The organism is Clostridium felsineum DSM 794 (assembly GCF_002006355.2).
Lineage (GTDB): Bacteria > Bacillota > Clostridia > Clostridiales > Clostridiaceae > Clostridium_S > Clostridium_S felsineum.
Genome location: NZ_CP096980.1, coordinates 4,426,009 through 4,443,998, shown reverse-complemented (window position 1 = coordinate 4,443,998; position 17,990 = coordinate 4,426,009). Strand labels below are relative to the sequence as shown.

Genomic DNA, 17,990 nt, shown 5'->3' with positions numbered 1-17,990 from the left:
TTAGGTATAGGAGATGTAAGCTGTGATAAATAATATTATGATTATTGTTGTAGTAGTAATAGTACTAAGTATATCTGCTTATTTTGAAATTTTTAATTTCTATCAAAAAAAGTATTATGAAAACGCTTATAAACCCCAAATTATAAAATTTCGTAAAATTTCAAAATATCCAGAACAATTTATGATTAAGGGTATAACTAATGTATCAAATGACAAGCAATATCAGGAATCTTCAGCTTTAAAAATGATTAGTGATGTAGTTTATCCAGAAGAAAAATTATCTATAGAACATATTAATTTTCTTATGGGATACACTTATGGAACTAGTTTTAATTTAGTAAATAAAAATTTTATTCCATTTTCAGAACCAATTGAAGGATTAAGAATTTCCGCTCCATTTATAGGATTAAAGATGGATTATTATACAACTTTTAGTGTTAAGTTATTTGTAGATGCTGTAAAATATTACATTTCAAAAGGATATCCAGTATTAGTACAACTAGATATGTGTAGTTTTTTGAATAAGGCAGGCTTTTATCCACATAGTGAACTTTTTGTAGGCTATGATAAAAAAGGATTTTTCTATTATGAAACAATTGGAAAGCAAAATGAAGAAAAAAAATACATTAAAATGGAAAAGCTTATTACTGCTACAAATAGATTGAATAAAAAATTTAAAAAGCCATGGAAATATGGTTTTTGTGTATTTACAGTTGTGGAAAAAAATGAACACATTAATGATGTAATTAAAAGAAATGGTAACAGCCTTATTGGAGAAAAGAAAAATAAGACGGCTACAGGAGCACAAGCAATAGGCGAGTTTGCAGAATATATTAAAGAAACAAAAACTTTTAATAATGAATGGATACTTGAAACATTAAAATATTCAAGAAGTGATAATGCCAAATTTCTTGAACAGTTTTTTGAAAATAATAGTAATTTAAAAAAAGCATCTGAATTGTTTAAAGAAGCAAGTGAAAATTACAATAAATCCTTAAAAATAATGAAAAAAGGTAGAAATGAAGAAAATATAAATGAAGTAAGTAGACTTTTATTTGAAAATTCACAATTAGAGGAACAAATAGGGAAACTCTTAGGAAAAGCAGCCAATGATTATATATAGCTTTATTACTTATAAATACTTATCATATTGACAAATTACTTATAAATACTTATAATTAATTTGAGGGGTGGTAAAGTGTACCAAGAGGAAAGGCTTTTAAAAATACTAGAATATTTAAATCAATCAAATCACTCTTTATCTGTTCATGAGATATGTAAAATGTTTAACATATCGCGTGATACAGCGCGAAGAGATATAGTGAAACTTGTAGAAGAAGGTACTGCAGTTCGTACTCATGGAGGGATTACTCTTACTGGATTTATTGATACAATTCAATCCTATAGAGAAAGACTTGAATCACATTCACAAGAAAAAGAAGAGATTGCAGATAAGGCATTAACGTTTATAAAAGAACATGAACATTATTTTTTTGATGTTTCCACAACTGTTAGCCATCTTGCTAAGAAGTTAAATAAGAAAGTTACAGTATTTACTCATTCACTTGATAATTTAGAGATACTTTCAGGAAACAAAGATGTAACTGTGTATTCTATAGGAGGATGTTTGAATAAAGAAAATCGTTTTTTTTATAATTTAGATTATAAAAATTCAATTACAGACATTCATTTTGATGCTGCGTTTATAGGTGCTGCTGCCATAACTGAAGATGGAATTTATTTTGCAGATTATGAAGATGCACTTATTAAACAGGCAGTGGTGAGACAATCTGATAAAATAATTGTTCTTGCTGATTTTCAAAAATATGGAAAAACTGCTTATTATAAAGGAGTAGATTGGGATCAAATTAATACAATCATTACGGATAGACTTCCACCTGACTTTTATATTGATATTATACAAAGATATGATATTGATTTAATTACTATTTAAATTTGTATAATAAACCGTTAATATAAAAAATTTATGAAATGAGGTGAAAAGTTTGATGGTTTGTACTTGCAGAGAAAACCATCAAACGTAAATAATGAATAAATTTAAAATGATATGTTTAGACATTGATGGCACATTGTTAAATTCAGAACATAAAATTTCACAGAATACAAAAGAAGCAATTAGGATAGCCATAAACGAAAAGAATATACCAGTAATATTAGTTTCAGCTAGAATGCCAAAGGGAATAATATTTTTGCTTAAAGAACTTAATGTTAGTCAGCCAATTATTTGTTATAGTGGTGCTCTAGTTATGGATGATAAAACTAATATTATATCAAATGTAACTATTCCTATTATAGATGTAGAGGCAGTATTTAAATTTGCTAAAGAAATAGGCATACACGTAAGTTTATATAGAAATGACGAATGGTATATAGAAAAAATGGATAAATGGGCTAAACAGGAAAGTGAAATAACGAATATTTCACCTAGCATAATAGACTTTCATAATCTGTTTCATGCTTGGAAGCAAAAAGATTCAGGACCAAACAAAATTTTATGTATGGCAGAACCAAATGAACTAAAATTATTGTATACAAAAATCAGTGAACATCATTTTAATGAATTAAACGTATATAATTCAAAACCAACCTATTTGGAAATAATGCCACAAAATGCATCGAAAACTTCTGCTATTGAAATTTTATCTAGAAAGTTTGGTATAGAAAGATCAGAAATAATTGCAATTGGTGATAACTATAATGATATTAGCATGATAGAATTTGCAGGTATTGGAATTGCTATGGGTAATGCTCCAAGCGAAGTAAAACAATGTGCTGATGAAATAACATTGTGTAATGATGAAGATGGAGTAGCAGAGTCAATAAAAAAATATATTTTAGTTTAAGCTAGTTACTCTTTTTAAGGTCATGAAATAATGGTAGGATATTATTGACAAAAAATATTGCCAATGCTAGAATAAAATCATGAATTGTGAATACGTATTCAATGCTAAGGGGGAACCCAAATGGTTACAATGAAAGATATAGCTAAAAAGTCAGGTGTATCTCAGGCTACAGTTTCAAGAGTAATAAGTGGAAATGTATCCGTAAATCCTGAAATAAAAAGAAAAGTTATGGAATGGGTTAGAAAACTTGATTATAAACCTAATATCATTGCTCAAAGTCTTGTTAAGAATAAATCGTTGCTTATAGGAGTGATAATAACGGATATATCAAATCCGTTTTTTTCAGATATAATAAAATCTGTAGAGAGTGAAGCTGCGAAATACGGCTATAGCATTATATTGTGTAATACAGACTGGAATTTAGATAAGGAAAAAAAATATATAAGTATAATGAAGAGCTATAATGTTGATGGAATTTTAATAGTTCCAAGCAATGCTAAGGATACTTACTTTAAAAGTCTTAAAAATATAAATATACCAATTGTTGTTATTACCCAAAATATCGATGGTTTTAATTGTGTTTCTATATCACATTATTTGTCTGCAAAAGATGTAGCAAAACATTTAATAAGTATGGGTTATTCTAAATTTGTTTTTGTAGGCTCTGAAGAGGATGAAAAGTGTAGAGGATTTAAAGATGAAATAGAATCTTCTGGTTTTAAAATGGAAAATGATTTCTTTGCTGTAAGTGATAAAGCAGTTAATACTGATTTAAAGGAATTGTTAGAAAGTGATTTAAAGAATGAAGATATTGGTATTTTTGCATATAACGATATTGAAGCGTTAGTAGTATTACATTTATTAAAAGAAATGAAAGTTGAAATACCAGAGAAAATTGCCTTAGTTGGATTTGATAATACATTCATTAGTAAAGAAGTAAGTCCAACATTAAGTAGTGTAGCTCAACCTATTGAGGAAATTGGAAGACAATCTGTTGAAATATTGATTGATAATATATGTGGAAAGAAAGATGTACAAGAGAAGCATATAATAATAGAACCAAGACTTGTAGTAAGAGAATCTAGTGTAAAGTCGGTTGCGTATTAATTAAATATAATGATTAAGAAGATAATTTGAAAATTAGATCTTTTGATATTTGGAAAATAAGTTCAATATGGGAATAAATGCTAGTGAGCTTATATAAGCATCTAAAATATAGAGATTTTGTTAAGATGAGTGATGAATAAATAAAAAACGTATATAAAAAATAAATTTTCATTTTATGGAACCCATTTATTAATATAATTATAATTTCATGAATTTAATAATAGTTTTATATATTTTACTTGTAACTTTTAATACCTTAATTTATAATGAATAATAAGATTGTAAATAAGGAAGTGAAAGGGTTGTTTGATACTTTAAGCATTGGAAAAACAGCAATGTTACTCTCAATGGCTTCTGATAGTGATGAGAAAGAAATTAGAGATAAGGCGGAAGCATACGGGTATAAGGTGTTTAAAGGTCATGTTGGAGCAATGGATTCTTCTAAGATTTTTGCGGCCATAGAGACAGCAGCAAAAAGAGAAAAATTTATAAAAAATATTTATAGAGAAGAACATTCACTTTATCATGCAGTTTTAGAGGCCTATGAAGGTATTTGTCGTGGTCAGACTGGACTTGGAAATGTTATGCGTACAGCAGGACTTGTATTTACTATTGTCAAAGGTTCTAGAATACCTAGAGATAATGAAGATGGTCAGTGGATAGCCATTGTATTGTACGGAAATATGGGAGCTCCAGTAAAAGGTTATGAACACGAAGTAATGGGACTGGGAATTTATCCAGTATAGTAAAAGTTAATAAATAAATCATGTGATTTAATGCTCAAAGATTAAATAGGCATAAGCTTATTTAAAGAGTTTTTTTAGAGGGCAAGATTCGCTTTTGGTGAGTCTTGCCCTTTTTTGATTAAACAAGAAGGGGAGAAAGCGTAATGAAAACTATTTATATTAATGGAAATGATCTTACTTTGGAGGATTTAGTACTAATTTGTAGAGAAAATTACAAGGTTGAAATAGATGAAGAATCTGCAAAAAAAGTTCAAAAATCAAGAAAGATAATAGACGACATTGTGGAAAATGAGAAGACTATATATGGAGTAACAACAGGCTTTGGAAAATTTGCAAATGTAAGCATATCAAAGGAAGACTGTAAAACACTTCAAAGAAATCTTATAATCTCGCATGCTTGTGGTTTTGGAGATGCATTTAAAACAGATACAGTAAGAGCTATTATGCTTTTAAGGGCTAATGCTCTTTCAAAAGGATTTTCAGGAATAAGATTAAGTACCTTAAAAACTCTTATTGAAATGTTAAATAAAGGTGTACACCCAATAATACCTGAAAAGGGATCACTTGGAGCCTCTGGAGATTTAGCGCCTCTTGCACATATGGTTTTACCTATGCTAGGTGAAGGAAAAGCTGAATATAAGGGTGAAATAATGGATGGTAAAAAGGCTATGGAGCTTGCTGGAATTCCCTTAGTTGAACTAGTAGCTAAAGAGGGACTTGCACTAATCAACGGTACACAGGTTATGACAGCAGAAGGAGCACTTACAGTATATGATGCTCTAGAACTTTTAAAGGTAAGCGATATAACCGCAGCACTTACAATAGAAGCATTAAGAGGAATTACAGATGCCTTTGATGATAGATTAAATGTTGTAAGGCCACATAAGGGACAAAGAGATACTTCAAAAAATATACTTAAGCTTATAGAGGGAAGCAGCTTTGTAACTAGACAGGGAGAGCTTAGAGTTCAAGATGCCTATACTTTAAGATGTATACCTCAAATTCATGGGGCAAGCAAAGACGCTATTAACTATGTAAAAGAAAAAGTTAAAATAGAAATGAATTCTGTTACAGATAATCCTATAGTATTGGAAAATGGAGATGTTATTTCAGGAGGAAACTTCCATGGTCAGCCAATGGCTTTAAGCTTTGATTTTCTTGGTATAGCTATATCGGAAATTGCTAATGTTTCAGAGAGAAGAATTGAAAGACTTGTAAATAATCAGCTTAGCAATGGACTTCCAGCTTTTTTAACTAAAGAAGGCGGTCTTAACTCTGGCTTTATGATAACTCAATATGCAGCAGCTGCTTTAGTTTCAGAGAATAAAGTTCTTGCACATCCAGCAAGTGTAGATTCAATACCTTCTTCAGCTAATCAGGAAGACCATGTAAGTATGGGAACAATAGCAGCTAGAAAAGCAAGACAAATACTTGAAAATGCTAAGAGAGTACTAGCAACAGAGCTTATGGCTGCATGTCAGGCGGTTGACTTTAGAGAAGGCTTTAAGCTTGGAGAGGGAACTTCAAAAGCTTATAATGCAGTTAGAAAGAATGTTGAATTTATAGATAAGGATATAGTAATGTATAGTGAACTTGATAAGGTAACAGAAATGATATCTAAAGGGGAAGTAGTAAACAGCATAAAAGGAATAGATTTAGATATTTAAATAATATAAAGAAAAAGCCTCAAAATGCTAAGATACATTTTGAGGTTTTTTCCTATTCTTCGTTTTTGTTCTTATTTTTATTTTTGTTGTATTTATATATTATTATTCCTAAAATAATAAGAATTACAATCCATAAACCAATTGCTGCCATATAGACTATTTTATTATTTTTCTTTGTCTTAGCAGGAAGGATTTTGTGAACTATATTATGTATTTTTGAAGATACGGAGGCAGTACTTGACCCGTTTGCTTCAATAGTAAAATAAATCTTCTTTTCTGTCTTATTACCATACTCATCTTCAGCGGAAATTATCAATTCATGCTTTCCAGGAGAAGATATTTCATCACCTATGGTATAAGAACTTCCATCTAGAGTTATTTTTGTCTTATCATCCACAGCATCCTTTGAAAAGGAAATCTTAGGAATTACAGAATGAGTATACTTTTCTCCGTTTACCACTTCGGAAACATATATTTGTGGAGGTGTAGCTTTTATAAAGAAGTTATATGCATCCTTAGATACATTTCCAGCTTTGTCCACAGCTTGTATAAGAAGTATATGTTTTCCATCTTGTATATAACCACCGTGATAATTTTGTCCATCAAGGAGTAGTATAGACATAAGTTCATTAGGATCATCTATATAAACATAAGGGTTTAAGAAGTAGTTAAATAAACCATTCTTTGTGAGTCCTTTAACTGTAATACTAGGTGCATTTCTATCAATAAAGAAGCTTAGAACCTTCTGTGATATATTATTTGCCTTATCAGAAGATATTACAAGTAGTTGATAATTTCCGTCTTGAGTAATTGGCTCAAGATTGTAACTTGCTCCATTTAAAAACATCTTATAGGACTCTAAATTTGCATCTGTAACAGATACGTTAGGTGAAACAGATGAATTGTAGTAAAAACCATCAATCAGGTTAGAAATACCTATACTTGGGGCTATGGTATCTACGATAAATCTCATGTGAGATACATCACTTAAGTTACCAGCCGTGTCTTTGCCTTGAGCTTCTACATCATAAGTTCCATCAGAGAAAAAAGGTAAATCACCTGGTGAATAAATTGCACCATTTATAAGTATTTGTGATATAGAATCATCAGGATTTGTTGTTTTTACTAAAGGTTTAAAAGGTGTATTGAAATACTGACCATTTGTAAAATTAAAGTTTAAAGTAGGAGCAGTTTTATCAATAACAAAGCTTATAGGATCACTTGTAGTAGTGTTTCCTAATTTGTCGTAAGCTGTTACTGTAAAAGAATATGTTCCTTCTTCGCCAACGTCAAAAGATAGCGAGCCATCTGAGTTTTGAGTTAACGATGTAGGCATTACAGAACCGTTTTTTGTAATATTAACAACGGTTTTACTAGGATCAAGATCCGTATCAGTAATGCTTATCTTAGGAATTACATCAGAATTTACATGATCATTATTTTTTATACCTGAAATACTGATTTGAGGAGCAGTATTATCGATGCTAAAAGATCTTGAAAAAGTAGTAGAGTTTCCGGCATCGTCAATTACCTTAACAGATAAATTATAATTTCCATCTGTCGAAATTGCTTTACCAGTGAAAGTAATATTACCATCAGCATCTTGTGATGCACTGCCTTCATAAGGACTACCGTTAAGGTTTATATCAAAGCTGGCAATATGATAATTATCGCTTAGTTTTATAACAGGAGTTACTGATCCTGAATAAGGGGTAGAATCCTCAATATCACGTCCATTTTGGTCACTAAAGGTAATGGTTGGTGGAGTAGTATCTATAACAAAGCTTACTGAAGAACTTTTTTGTTCTGTACTACCGGCAGTGCCTGTATTAGCTGTAGAATATACAATAAGTGTGTTTTTTTGACCCTTTGAAGGATTATCACCTATAGTATCTCCCTGGAGAGTTAATATATCTCCATCCTTACCTTTAAAACTAAGTTTATAAGGTTTACCATTTAGAGTTGCGTATATTGCCTTATCTTGTCCAATATCAGCTTCTGTCAAAACTGAATTATTAATTTTTATTATAGGGTCTACCGTACTGTTAAAAACTGAATTACTATTAATGTTAGTGATAATTGGGGTCCCATCAGTAGGTGCATCAGCGCTATTAGAGGAAGTAGTGGCTTGTATAGTAGTAGTGTTGTTAATTTGATCGGCCTTTACAGAATGAAAAGAAAAGGCTACGGATACTATAAGTGCTGATAAGATAACTGAAGTAATTTTCTTGTAATTCAATGTTTTACCTCCTTTGGTTAGATTTATGCTCAAAATTAAAATTAAAACACTAAAGTATACAATAAATCAAAATACAAAAAAATTCAACTAAATTATACAGAAATTTAATGAAAAATTTAAACCTATCAATTTTTACGTTAAAAACCTAGAATGTTATGGCTAAAAGTGTTAATATAGTAATGAAAAAATTTCACGGGGTGTTATGCTTGGATTTAGTAAATGAGGTATTTGAAAATAAATATAAAATTGTAGATTTACTTGGTAAGGGCGGTATGAGTACTGTTTATTTAGCTAAGGATATTAAGCTTCAAAAGTTTTGGGCAATAAAAGAAGTGTCGGCTAATTTAAATGATACTTCCAAGCTGAAAATAGATTTATTAGCGGAGACTAATATACTTAAAAAATTAGATCATCCTGCTCTGCCAAGAATTGTAGATATTATAAAAAGAGATAAAAATTTATATATAGTAATGGATTTTATTGATGGAGTATCATTAGATAAATTTATACATAAAAAAGGTGCTATTGATGAAAAAACAGTTTTAGATTGGGCAAAGCAAATATGTGATGTGCTTACGTATTTACACTCACAAAAACCTAATCCTATAATATACAGGGATATGAAGCCTGGAAATTTAATGCTTACAGAGAGTGGAAAAATAAAGCTTATAGATTTTGGAATTGCTCGTGAGTATAAAAAGGAAGTTTCAAAGGACACAACCTACATAGGTACAAGGGGATATGCTGCCCCAGAACAATATGGCGATTGCCAGAGTGATGCTAGAACAGATATATATAGTTTTGGTGTTACTTTGTATCATATGCTTACAGGTAGAGGACCAAATGACCCTCCTTTTGAATTAAAACCAGTAAGAGAACTTAATTCATCTCTTTCAGAAGGAATAGAATATATAATAGAAAAAAGTACAAGACAAGATCCTAGTCTAAGATATCAAAACGTAGATGAAATGCTTTATGATATTAAAAACATACATAAGTTGAATTCAAATTATAAAAGACAACTTATGAAAAAGTACATTAAAGTTGCGGCTAGTGCTTGTTTGTTTATTTTTTCATTATTCCTTATTATTTCTGGAGCTCTAGGAGTAAAAAGTGAGAGTGTAAATGAATATAATAACATGATTGAAAATGGTAGTAAACAAAATGGGGATAAAGCTGTGGATTATTATAAGCAAGCTGTGGACAAAAATTCAAGTAATCCAAAAGCGTATATAAAGATCATATCAACATATCTAGAAAATGGAGAATATGATCAAAGTGTAGATTTTATTGAAGCAAATTTAAAGGATAAAAATTCAAAACTTCTCAAAGACAATGAACTTTTGTTTCAAATAGGAATGGCATATTTTGATGATGAAAGCTATGGTAAGGCTTACCAGTACTTTAACAAGATAGATAATGCAGATATAAGCATAGGTGAACCCTTAAAGTACTATAAACCTGTTGCCAATGCGTTATCTAAGTTAGATTTGAAAAATAAAGATAAAATAGTAAGTTCTATTACGGATCTTGAAAAGTATATAGATTCAAGAAGTGATGTTAATTATAAAGTAGAATCTTATATAACTTTAGCTGAGCTGTATAGAGATAATCCACAAATATTTCCTGAAAATACGGATAAGGAAATAGAAGTACTTGAAAAGGCAAGCTCAAGTTTAGCAAATAAAAACAATGCTATATTATATGCTCAATTGGGACAAGCATATTTTGACAAGGCAAGTGAAAGTAAAATAGAGCAGGATAAGTATACTCTTTATTTAAATAAAGCATTAGATAACTACAAAAATGCAATACAGATGGGAAGTAAGGTGTCTAATACTTATTGTCAGCTTGGACTTATTTACAAGTATTTAGGAAATACAAACGAGAGTAAGAATACCTTTGAAAAAGAAACACAAGTATTCAGTGATGATTATAAGGGTTACATGGAATTAGCTCTTTTAGAATATGATGCTCAGCAGGCTACGCCACAAGAGAAGCGTAACTATAATGATTTTGTTAGATATTATAACAATACAATTTCTAAAAAATATAATGAAAATGATGTGGATTTCATGACCTTAAAGCAAGAATATAGTGATTTAAAAAATCAAGGAGCTATAAAATAGGAGGATAAAAATGGATCCCAAGGTCGTAGATATTATTAAAATAATTATTGGAATTTTAGGAGTTATACTCAGTATAGTACTTCTCTATTTTTCCATTATACATAATTATCAAGGGAAGATAGAGGAAAAAATTGAAGTTCCTAAGCTTGATGATATTAAAGGTTCAGAGGGAACCTCTGGTTTAGATACAGTTATACTTGATAATCCCGATGATACATTTATAATTGATAAACCCGAAGTTGAAGAAAATCAAGGAAGTAAGGATGATACGGTTTGTTTATAGATTAGGCTTTAAGGAGGAAGTTGGTATATGATTGATTATAGCGATATAGAGCTTTCCGATGAAATTGTAGAGAGAAAATTTGCAGTACTTAATTTCAAAGATTCTACAGATATTAATAAGGACGAGATAAATTGGGTAAATAGCATGGAGGATGGGATAATTCCTATGCAGTTAAAAGGCTCGGAGGTTCTCTATGATGTTACAAATAAATTTAATCTTGAGTCTTATTTAAAGAAAAGAAAAATTAGAGCAGAAAAGCTTTGTAGTTTACTTTTGAATGCATTAGAAGAATTAAAGAAAATAGATCATATATCCCTTAAATCAGGAAATATTGCAGTAGAAGCTAAGTTTATGTATATAAATGAAACTAGAGATAAGTTGTTTTACATATATATTCCTGGTAAGAAAACTGAAGAATTCAATTTAGAAAGAGAGTTTAAAGCTTTAGTAAAGAAGCTTATAGTTGATGTAGTTAATATTGAAGATAATGATAATTTCCTTTTTACTCTTTTAAGAAATTTAAGGGAAGAAGATTTTAGAGCCTTAGAAGAATTTATTAAAAATCACAGTAAAGGTGAAATTGAGGATCACAATATAATTAATGATAAGGATATAAATATAAATATAAATATTAATCCAAAACCTTTTGAGGAAGGAAATCATCTTGAAGTAGAGGTTAATAGTAATAATAAAAACCATACACAAGCATTTAAAATTAATAAGGAAATTAGAAATAATGAACCGCGAGTAGCTAAAGAAAACATCAATTTAAATAAAAGTTCTATAGTTACTCCAATTTCTGAACCTAGTGAAACTTTTAACCCTAGGACAGAGTTTATTATGGATGTGAAAAATGAGATTGTTAGTAAGCCAAATGTATATGAAAAACCAGTAGTAGCTGCGGTTAATCCAGAAATAAAAAAGTTTAAATTAAAATCAATATTTTGGATAGTAGCAATTCAAGTATTGGTGCTTATACTCTTTTTGTGTGTATTTATTCTTTTCGGAGATTATACAGCACTTAAGGTTCTTACTATATCCATTCTCTTAGGACTTGATCTTATAACTTCAGTACTTATTGTTCTTAATTTTATGAAGAAAAAAAATAAAGTTACATTTAACAATGTGTATAGCAGGAATACAGAAAGTATTGGTAAAACAAGCAATACCAATTCAAATACTACTAATAATATAAAAATGTCTAAAAGAGAAATTGTATCTGAAATGTCTTACTCTACTCAATTAATTAATGAGAAATTTCCATATTTACTTGAAAATAAAAAGGGTGTAGTTGAAAAGATATTTATAAATAAGGACAGTTTTAAAGTAGGGAGATTATCTGGAAGTGTGGATTATGTAAGTGATAATAGAGCTATTGGAAAACTACATGCAGAAATAAGAAAAGTAAATTCAGATTATTATGTTATGGACTTAGAATCTAAAAATGGAACATTCATTAACGATAAAAGGCTAGAAAGCAATAAATTATATAAAATGAAGGAAAATGATATTATAAAATTTGCTAATAGTTACTATACTTTTAAGTTCAATTAGGGGTGAGGTATGAATAAGTTTATTTTAATGGCGGGAGCTCTTAGTGATAAAGGAAATTTTAAGGAAACAAATGAGGATAATATATTAGTCAAAATTGGCGAAGATAAAAACGGTGATTTTGGAATGTTTGTTGTGTGTGACGGACTGGGAGGGCTCTCTTCAGGAGAAGTAGCAAGTAATATGGCAGTAATGAGATTAAAAATATGGTGGGAAGAGGATCTCAAAAACCTCATAAAGCAAAAAAAAGAAAATCAAATAATTTATATATTGTCTGATGTACTAAGGGAAATAAATCAAAGTATAATTCAGTACGGCATAAATAAAGGAAAAAGATTAGGAACGACAGTATCGTTAATTTTTATGTATAAAAGCATGTATTATATATTACATATAGGCGATAGTAGAATTTATAGTATAAAAAATAAAACAGTTCAGCTTACAGAAGATCATTCGTATGTGGCGTATAAGGTAAGAAATAATATGATGACACCTGAAGAAGCTAAGGTTAGCCCTGAAAAGCATGTACTTCTTCAATGCTTAGGAGTTAAAGAAGAAATAGATATATTTACTACATATGGCGAACTTAGCAATAATCAAATTTTCATGATTTGTAGTGACGGTCTTTATAATGAACTTAAAGAAGAGGATATAAATACGTATATTAAAAGCAATATGGAATTTGATAATGATGCATTACAGTACTCTTCAGGAAAGCTTGTTAATATAGTTAAAAGTCGTGGAGAGAGTGATAACATTTCTGTAATTCTTGTTGGAATAAAGAAGTTATAGAAATATGAAAAAAGGTGAATTTTTAGATGAACATGAAATTACTTGTGTATTCTGATAAAAAGTTATATGAGGTTAAGTTAGGAAATTCAAAAACAGCAGTTACAATTGGAAATAGAAAAAGATTTAAACACTACATAGAGACAGAAGAAAAAAACCGTATAGATATGAGTATAAAACCCATTAAAGATATATGGGTTTTAAAAAGTAAGTACTACATAGGGGCAGAAGGACAAGAAGTAGATATTAAACTAGAGCATGGTGTAGTACTTCAATTTGGTTTGAATGGTAAGAGTAGCATAATGGCAATAGCTTTTTCTGAAGACAAACTTCTTAGTAAGGAAAAGCTTATGCTCAAGGAGAAAGTGAAATTTACCATAGGAAGAGGCAAATTCAATGATATAGTTTTTAATGATATAAAAGTATCAGAAAAGCATGCAGAGATTTTTGAGGATGATGGAAAATATGTTCTTGTAGATTTAAATAGTACAAATAAAACTTACTTAAATGGAGAAATGATAACAAGAGCTATATTAGCTAGAGGCGATGAAATAAATATATGTGGATACATAATACAATTCAATGATGAAAGCATAGTCGTACAAGGAGCATTAAAAAATACAAAACAAAAAGCTGGTCAAGAAAAGGTGGTTACTGAATATCCTTTTGTACAAAGGGCTCCTAGAATATATCCTGAAGTGAAAAGAGAAGACTTAAAAATAGAAAATCCACCAACCCTTCCAAATAAACCATCTATATATGGGCTTATGACAGTTTTACCATCACTTATATTTTTTGTGGTTACAATAATAACTTCTATGAAAAGTAATAACGGTAGTTCAACCATTATATTTGCAGCAGGTACAGGAGCAAGTGCACTTGTGTATGGCGGTAGTTATATTGGACAAAAGATTGTATACAACAAAAAAGTCAAAAAAAGAAACAGCAAATACACAATTTATACAAATGAAATTGAAAAGAAACTTTTAAAAGCAGAAAAAAATTTAAGAGAAGTTCTTTTTGATGAAAATCCAGATTTAAGTGAAGCAATAGAAATAGTAAAGAATTTAAATATGAAGCTTTGGTCAAGAAGCTATGGAGATGAAGACTTTCTTATTTTGAGAGTTGGTCTTGGTAATGAGGAATTTCCTCTTAAGATAATTAAAGAAAAAAGAAATTTCTTTGATGAGGATACTCTACTAGATAGATTAGATAAAATAACAGAGAAATATAACATAGTTGATAATGTGCCTATTTGTATACCTATAAAGAGCAATGGCATAACAGCAGTAATAGGAAACAGAGATAAAGTTGTTGAAACAGTAAAAAATATGCTACTTCAGATTTCTATAAATCATACACCTGATGAGGTCAAATTAGTTGTTATATCTGATGAAAAAGAAAATAAGCATTGGGATTGGGCAAAATGGTTGCCACATGTTTGGGATGATGACAAAAACATGAGGTTTATGGCAAAGAATAAGGAACAAGCACATAAGCTGTTATCAAATCTTTATGATGTACTGTCAGAAAGAAAAAATAAGTTAGAAGACAAAAACAATTATGACAGTTATAGATTTAGTCCACATTTTGTTTTTGTACTTGCGTCTAGGGAACTTATACAAAATGAGGCCATTTTAAAATACTTATTAAATGTTGATGCGGATATGGAGATATCTACTATATTCTTGTCTGATAAGTTAGGCAATCTTCCTAGAAATTGCAATAATATAGTTCAATTAAATGAGGGAGAAGGAATAATTTATAACATACAAAATTCATCAGAAAAATCTTACGTTACCCCAGATAAGATGGACAACAAAATGTTAATGGAATACTCAAGAACAATGGCTCCTTTAAGGCTTGAGAAGGATTCATATTCAAATAAATTACCGAGATCTATATCGTTATTTGAGGAACTTGATATAACTAATGTAGAGGAAATAGATTTTAATAGTATTTGGAGTCAAGCTGAAGCACATAAAACCTTATCCGTGCCTGTAGGTATAAGAGAAAATGGAGAGAAATTCTATCTTGATTTACATCAAAAGTATCACGGACCGCATGGGCTTGTAGCAGGAACCACGGGTGCAGGAAAGAGTGAACTTCTAGAGACAGTAATTGCAGCACTGAGCTTTAGCTATAGTCCTGAATATGTTAATTTCCTTTTAATAGACTACAAGGGTGGTAGTATGGCAAATGTATTTAAAAATCTTCCACATGCAGTTGGAACAGTTACAAATTTAGAGGGAAATGGATCTAAAAGAGCTATAATTGCTATAGATAGTGAGATAAAAAGAAGAGAAAAAATACTTACAGACAATACTTACAGCAATATAGATGAATACCAGAAAAATTATAAGTTTGGTAAGCATAAGATGTCACTTCCTCATTTAATTATAATAGTTGACGAGTTTGCACAACTTAAGAAAAATGATCCTGATTTTATAAGTCAGCTTGTAAATGTAGCAGTGGTAGGAAGAAGTCTTGGTGTACATCTTATCCTTGCAACGCAAAAGCCTTCTGGTATAGTAGATCCACAAATAGAGACAAATACAAATTTGAAGATTTGTCTTAGAGTTCAAGATAATGAAGATAGTAGAACGGTTATTGGTAAACCAGATGCATCTAGTATAGCTAATCCTGGAAGAGCCTACATAAAAGTAGGAAATGATTTAGTATATGAACTTATACAAACAGCTTTTGCAGGAGAAAAATACAGAAAAACAGCGGCTAAAAAAGATAAAAAAATACTTATGGTTGATACAGATGGAGAAAGATTTGATATTGTAGAAAGAGAAAAAGAAGGTCATAGCGAAGATGTAACACAGCTTTCTAAATTAATTGATTCCATTAAAGTTTACTGTGATTTAAATATGAATTATGAGAGAAAACTTCCATGGCTGCCACCACTTAAAAGCCACATATATATAGACAAGTTATCATATATACCTCAGGATAAATTTAAGGCAAGAATAGGTGTGTATGATGATCCATATCACCAAAGCCAAGAGATTTTTGAAATTGATATTCAAAAAGAAAATCATATTGCTTTGTATGGAATGGCTGGAACAGGTAAGACAACGTTCCTTCAAACATTTATTTTAAGCCTTGCTAGTAAGAATTCCCCTAGAGATATAAATTTTTATATAGCGGATTGCGATAAGGGAACATTAAATATGTTTAAAAGTCTTGTTCATACAGGTGAGGTTGTTTTAAGTGATGATACTGACAAAGTTAAAAAGCTTCTTAAATTTATAATGAAGGAAATTGATAAGAGAAAGAATGCATTAACATCAATGAGGGCTATAAGTGTTAATGATTATAATTACAAAACAGGAAAAGTTCTTCCTCAGATAATTTTCATAATAGATGATATAGTAACACTTTTAACTGTAAATGATGATTTTAAAGAAGACATTGTAAAGATAGTACGAGAGGGTGGGGCACTTGGGGTACACATGGTCTACACAGCCAATTCCTCTAATTCAGTACATATGAAGATTAAAGAAAATGTAGCCTTTAATATAGCTTATAATTTAAACGATACTTCTGAATATAGAGAAATCTTTGGTAAAAATAATGGAATAGTACCAGATAAAATTTCTGGACGTGGTGTTTTAAGAAATGTAAATTTACTTGAATTTCAAACAGCACTTCCGGTTGAAGCAGAAGAGTTTAATTGGAGTAATGAGGTTAGCGATAAAATAGCTTCTGTAAACTATAGTTATCCTAATATTAAAGTCAAGGGAATTCCTGTTTTAACTGAAGTACTACCACTTTACGATTTTATTCATGGAAATGAGTTCCTTGATTATGGCTTAGAGGAGGAATTTGTGTACAACAGTAGGATTCCAGTTGGAGTAAATATAGATGAGATGGAAAGTGTATTTGCAAATTTTTTAAGCATAGATAATATGCTTGTTTCCGGTGAGAGTGGCTGTGGTAAAACTAATTTTCTTTTATCATTTATAATGACAATTGCAGAAACAAAGAATAGAGAGAATAACAAGATTTATATTATAGATTCACCTGAAAGAAATATGATTGCTACAAGTAAACTAAATTGTATAGACGGGTATTTAGAAAATGCTGAAAAAGTAGCAGATAGTTTAGCGTTTATAAAGCAGGAAATAGGAGAAAGAAAGTCTATTCTTAGAAATCTAAGAATGGAATATGGAAGAGATGCAAATAAAAAGATCATTAGCGATAAGGGAAATATATTTTTAATAATAGATGTTATAGAAAACTTTAAAATACGTTTTTCAGATGAAATAGCACAGGAATTAGAGTGGGTAATTGCAAATTGCAAAAGTACAGGAATTCACGTTATTGTAGCTGATAATATGGCTCTTTTCACCCGTGCTTGGGATGGAATGGAAAAGGCTATAAAGTCATGGGAAACAGGTATTATATTTAGTACAAGTGTTGATTCTGTATTCAGTAGTGTTAATATTGGTTTTGAAAATTCAAAAAGAATACTTGGTTTGGGAGAAGGTTTTCTTATAGTAAATAGAAAAGCAGTACCTGTAAAGCTTCCTGCACCATTTGAAGGTAAAGTTAAATTTATGAACTATATAGATAAATTAAATGAGAAGTTGAATTGAGGTGTTTA

At 30.0% G+C, this 17,990-nt stretch carries 12 protein-coding genes; 11 read left to right on the top strand and 1 reads right to left on the bottom strand.

Annotated features, from left to right (window positions below; all coding sequences use genetic code 11):
* The first annotated feature begins 22 nt into the window (after window positions 1–22).
* From CLFE_RS20605 to hutH, 6 genes are all read left to right on the top strand, one after another.
* Window positions 23–1,123 carry a cysteine peptidase family C39 domain-containing protein gene (locus CLFE_RS20605; protein WP_077893590.1) on the top strand — a complete coding sequence of 367 codons (1,101 nt, stop codon included), beginning with the start codon at window positions 23–25 and terminating at the stop codon, window positions 1,121–1,123.
* A 75-nt stretch (window positions 1,124–1,198) separates the two neighbouring features.
* Window positions 1,199–1,954: a DeoR/GlpR family DNA-binding transcription regulator gene (locus tag CLFE_RS20600; protein ID WP_077893589.1), complete on the top strand. Its 756-nt coding sequence runs from the start codon at window positions 1,199–1,201 to the stop codon at window positions 1,952–1,954.
* Window positions 1,955–2,048: 94 nt separating this feature from the next.
* Window positions 2,049–2,864, top strand: coding sequence for a Cof-type HAD-IIB family hydrolase (locus CLFE_RS20595; protein WP_077893588.1), 816 nt, complete (start codon window positions 2,049–2,051; stop codon window positions 2,862–2,864).
* A gap of 120 nt (window positions 2,865–2,984) precedes the next feature.
* Window positions 2,985–3,971: a LacI family DNA-binding transcriptional regulator gene (locus tag CLFE_RS20590; RefSeq protein ID WP_077893587.1), complete on the top strand. Its 987-nt coding sequence runs from the start codon at window positions 2,985–2,987 to the stop codon at window positions 3,969–3,971.
* A gap of 266 nt (window positions 3,972–4,237) precedes the next feature.
* Window positions 4,238–4,717: a histidine utilization transcription antiterminator HutP gene (gene hutP, locus CLFE_RS20585; RefSeq protein WP_077833117.1), complete on the top strand. Its 480-nt coding sequence runs from the start codon at window positions 4,238–4,240 to the stop codon at window positions 4,715–4,717.
* A gap of 143 nt (window positions 4,718–4,860) precedes the next feature.
* The gene (gene hutH, locus CLFE_RS20580; RefSeq protein ID WP_077893586.1) at window positions 4,861–6,384 is read left to right on the top strand and encodes a histidine ammonia-lyase; all 1,524 of its coding nucleotides are present in this window, start codon (window positions 4,861–4,863) and stop codon (window positions 6,382–6,384) included.
* 52 nt (window positions 6,385–6,436) lie between these two features.
* On the opposite strand, the gene CLFE_RS20575 is transcribed toward hutH, so the two are convergent.
* The gene (locus tag CLFE_RS20575; protein ID WP_077893585.1) at window positions 6,437–8,623 is read right to left on the bottom strand and encodes an Ig-like domain-containing protein; all 2,187 of its coding nucleotides are present in this window, start codon (window positions 8,621–8,623) and stop codon (window positions 6,437–6,439) included.
* Between the two features lie 197 nt (window positions 8,624–8,820).
* Between CLFE_RS20575 and CLFE_RS20570 the strand changes: the two genes are divergently transcribed.
* The 5 genes from CLFE_RS20570 to essC are packed head-to-tail and all read left to right on the top strand — an operon-like array spanning window position 8,821 to window position 17,982.
* Window positions 8,821–10,752 (top strand): serine/threonine-protein kinase, encoded by a 1,932-nt coding sequence (locus CLFE_RS20570; RefSeq protein ID WP_242951634.1) that lies wholly within the window; start codon window positions 8,821–8,823, stop codon window positions 10,750–10,752.
* Window positions 10,753–10,762: 10 nt separating this feature from the next.
* Window positions 10,763–11,035, top strand: coding sequence for a hypothetical protein (locus CLFE_RS20565; protein ID WP_077893583.1), 273 nt, complete (start codon window positions 10,763–10,765; stop codon window positions 11,033–11,035).
* Window positions 11,036–11,062: 27 nt separating this feature from the next.
* Window positions 11,063–12,589 (top strand): DUF6382 and FHA domain-containing protein, encoded by a 1,527-nt coding sequence (locus CLFE_RS20560; protein ID WP_077893582.1) that lies wholly within the window; start codon window positions 11,063–11,065, stop codon window positions 12,587–12,589.
* A 9-nt stretch (window positions 12,590–12,598) separates the two neighbouring features.
* Window positions 12,599–13,378: a PP2C family protein-serine/threonine phosphatase gene (locus tag CLFE_RS20555; RefSeq protein ID WP_077893581.1), complete on the top strand. Its 780-nt coding sequence runs from the start codon at window positions 12,599–12,601 to the stop codon at window positions 13,376–13,378.
* Between the two features lie 26 nt (window positions 13,379–13,404).
* Window positions 13,405–17,982, top strand: a complete 4,578-nt coding sequence (gene essC / locus CLFE_RS20550; RefSeq protein WP_077893580.1) for a type VII secretion protein EssC — start codon at window positions 13,405–13,407, stop codon at window positions 17,980–17,982.
* Window positions 17,983–17,990: the final 8 nt, after the last annotated feature.

Coding starts and splice junctions, on each gene's coding strand:
- CLFE_RS20595 (WP_077893588.1), top strand. CDS start 2,049: ATGAATAAATTTAAAATGATATGTTTAGACATTGATGGCACATTGTTA.
- CLFE_RS20590 (WP_077893587.1), top strand. CDS start 2,985: ATGGTTACAATGAAAGATATAGCTAAAAAGTCAGGTGTATCTCAGGCT.
- hutP (WP_077833117.1), top strand. CDS start 4,238: ATGAATAATAAGATTGTAAATAAGGAAGTGAAAGGGTTGTTTGATACT.
- hutH (WP_077893586.1), top strand. CDS start 4,861: ATGAAAACTATTTATATTAATGGAAATGATCTTACTTTGGAGGATTTA.
- CLFE_RS20565 (WP_077893583.1), top strand. CDS start 10,763: ATGGATCCCAAGGTCGTAGATATTATTAAAATAATTATTGGAATTTTA.
- CLFE_RS20560 (WP_077893582.1), top strand. CDS start 11,063: ATGATTGATTATAGCGATATAGAGCTTTCCGATGAAATTGTAGAGAGA.
- CLFE_RS20555 (WP_077893581.1), top strand. CDS start 12,599: ATGAATAAGTTTATTTTAATGGCGGGAGCTCTTAGTGATAAAGGAAAT.
- essC (WP_077893580.1), top strand. CDS start 13,405: ATGAACATGAAATTACTTGTGTATTCTGATAAAAAGTTATATGAGGTT.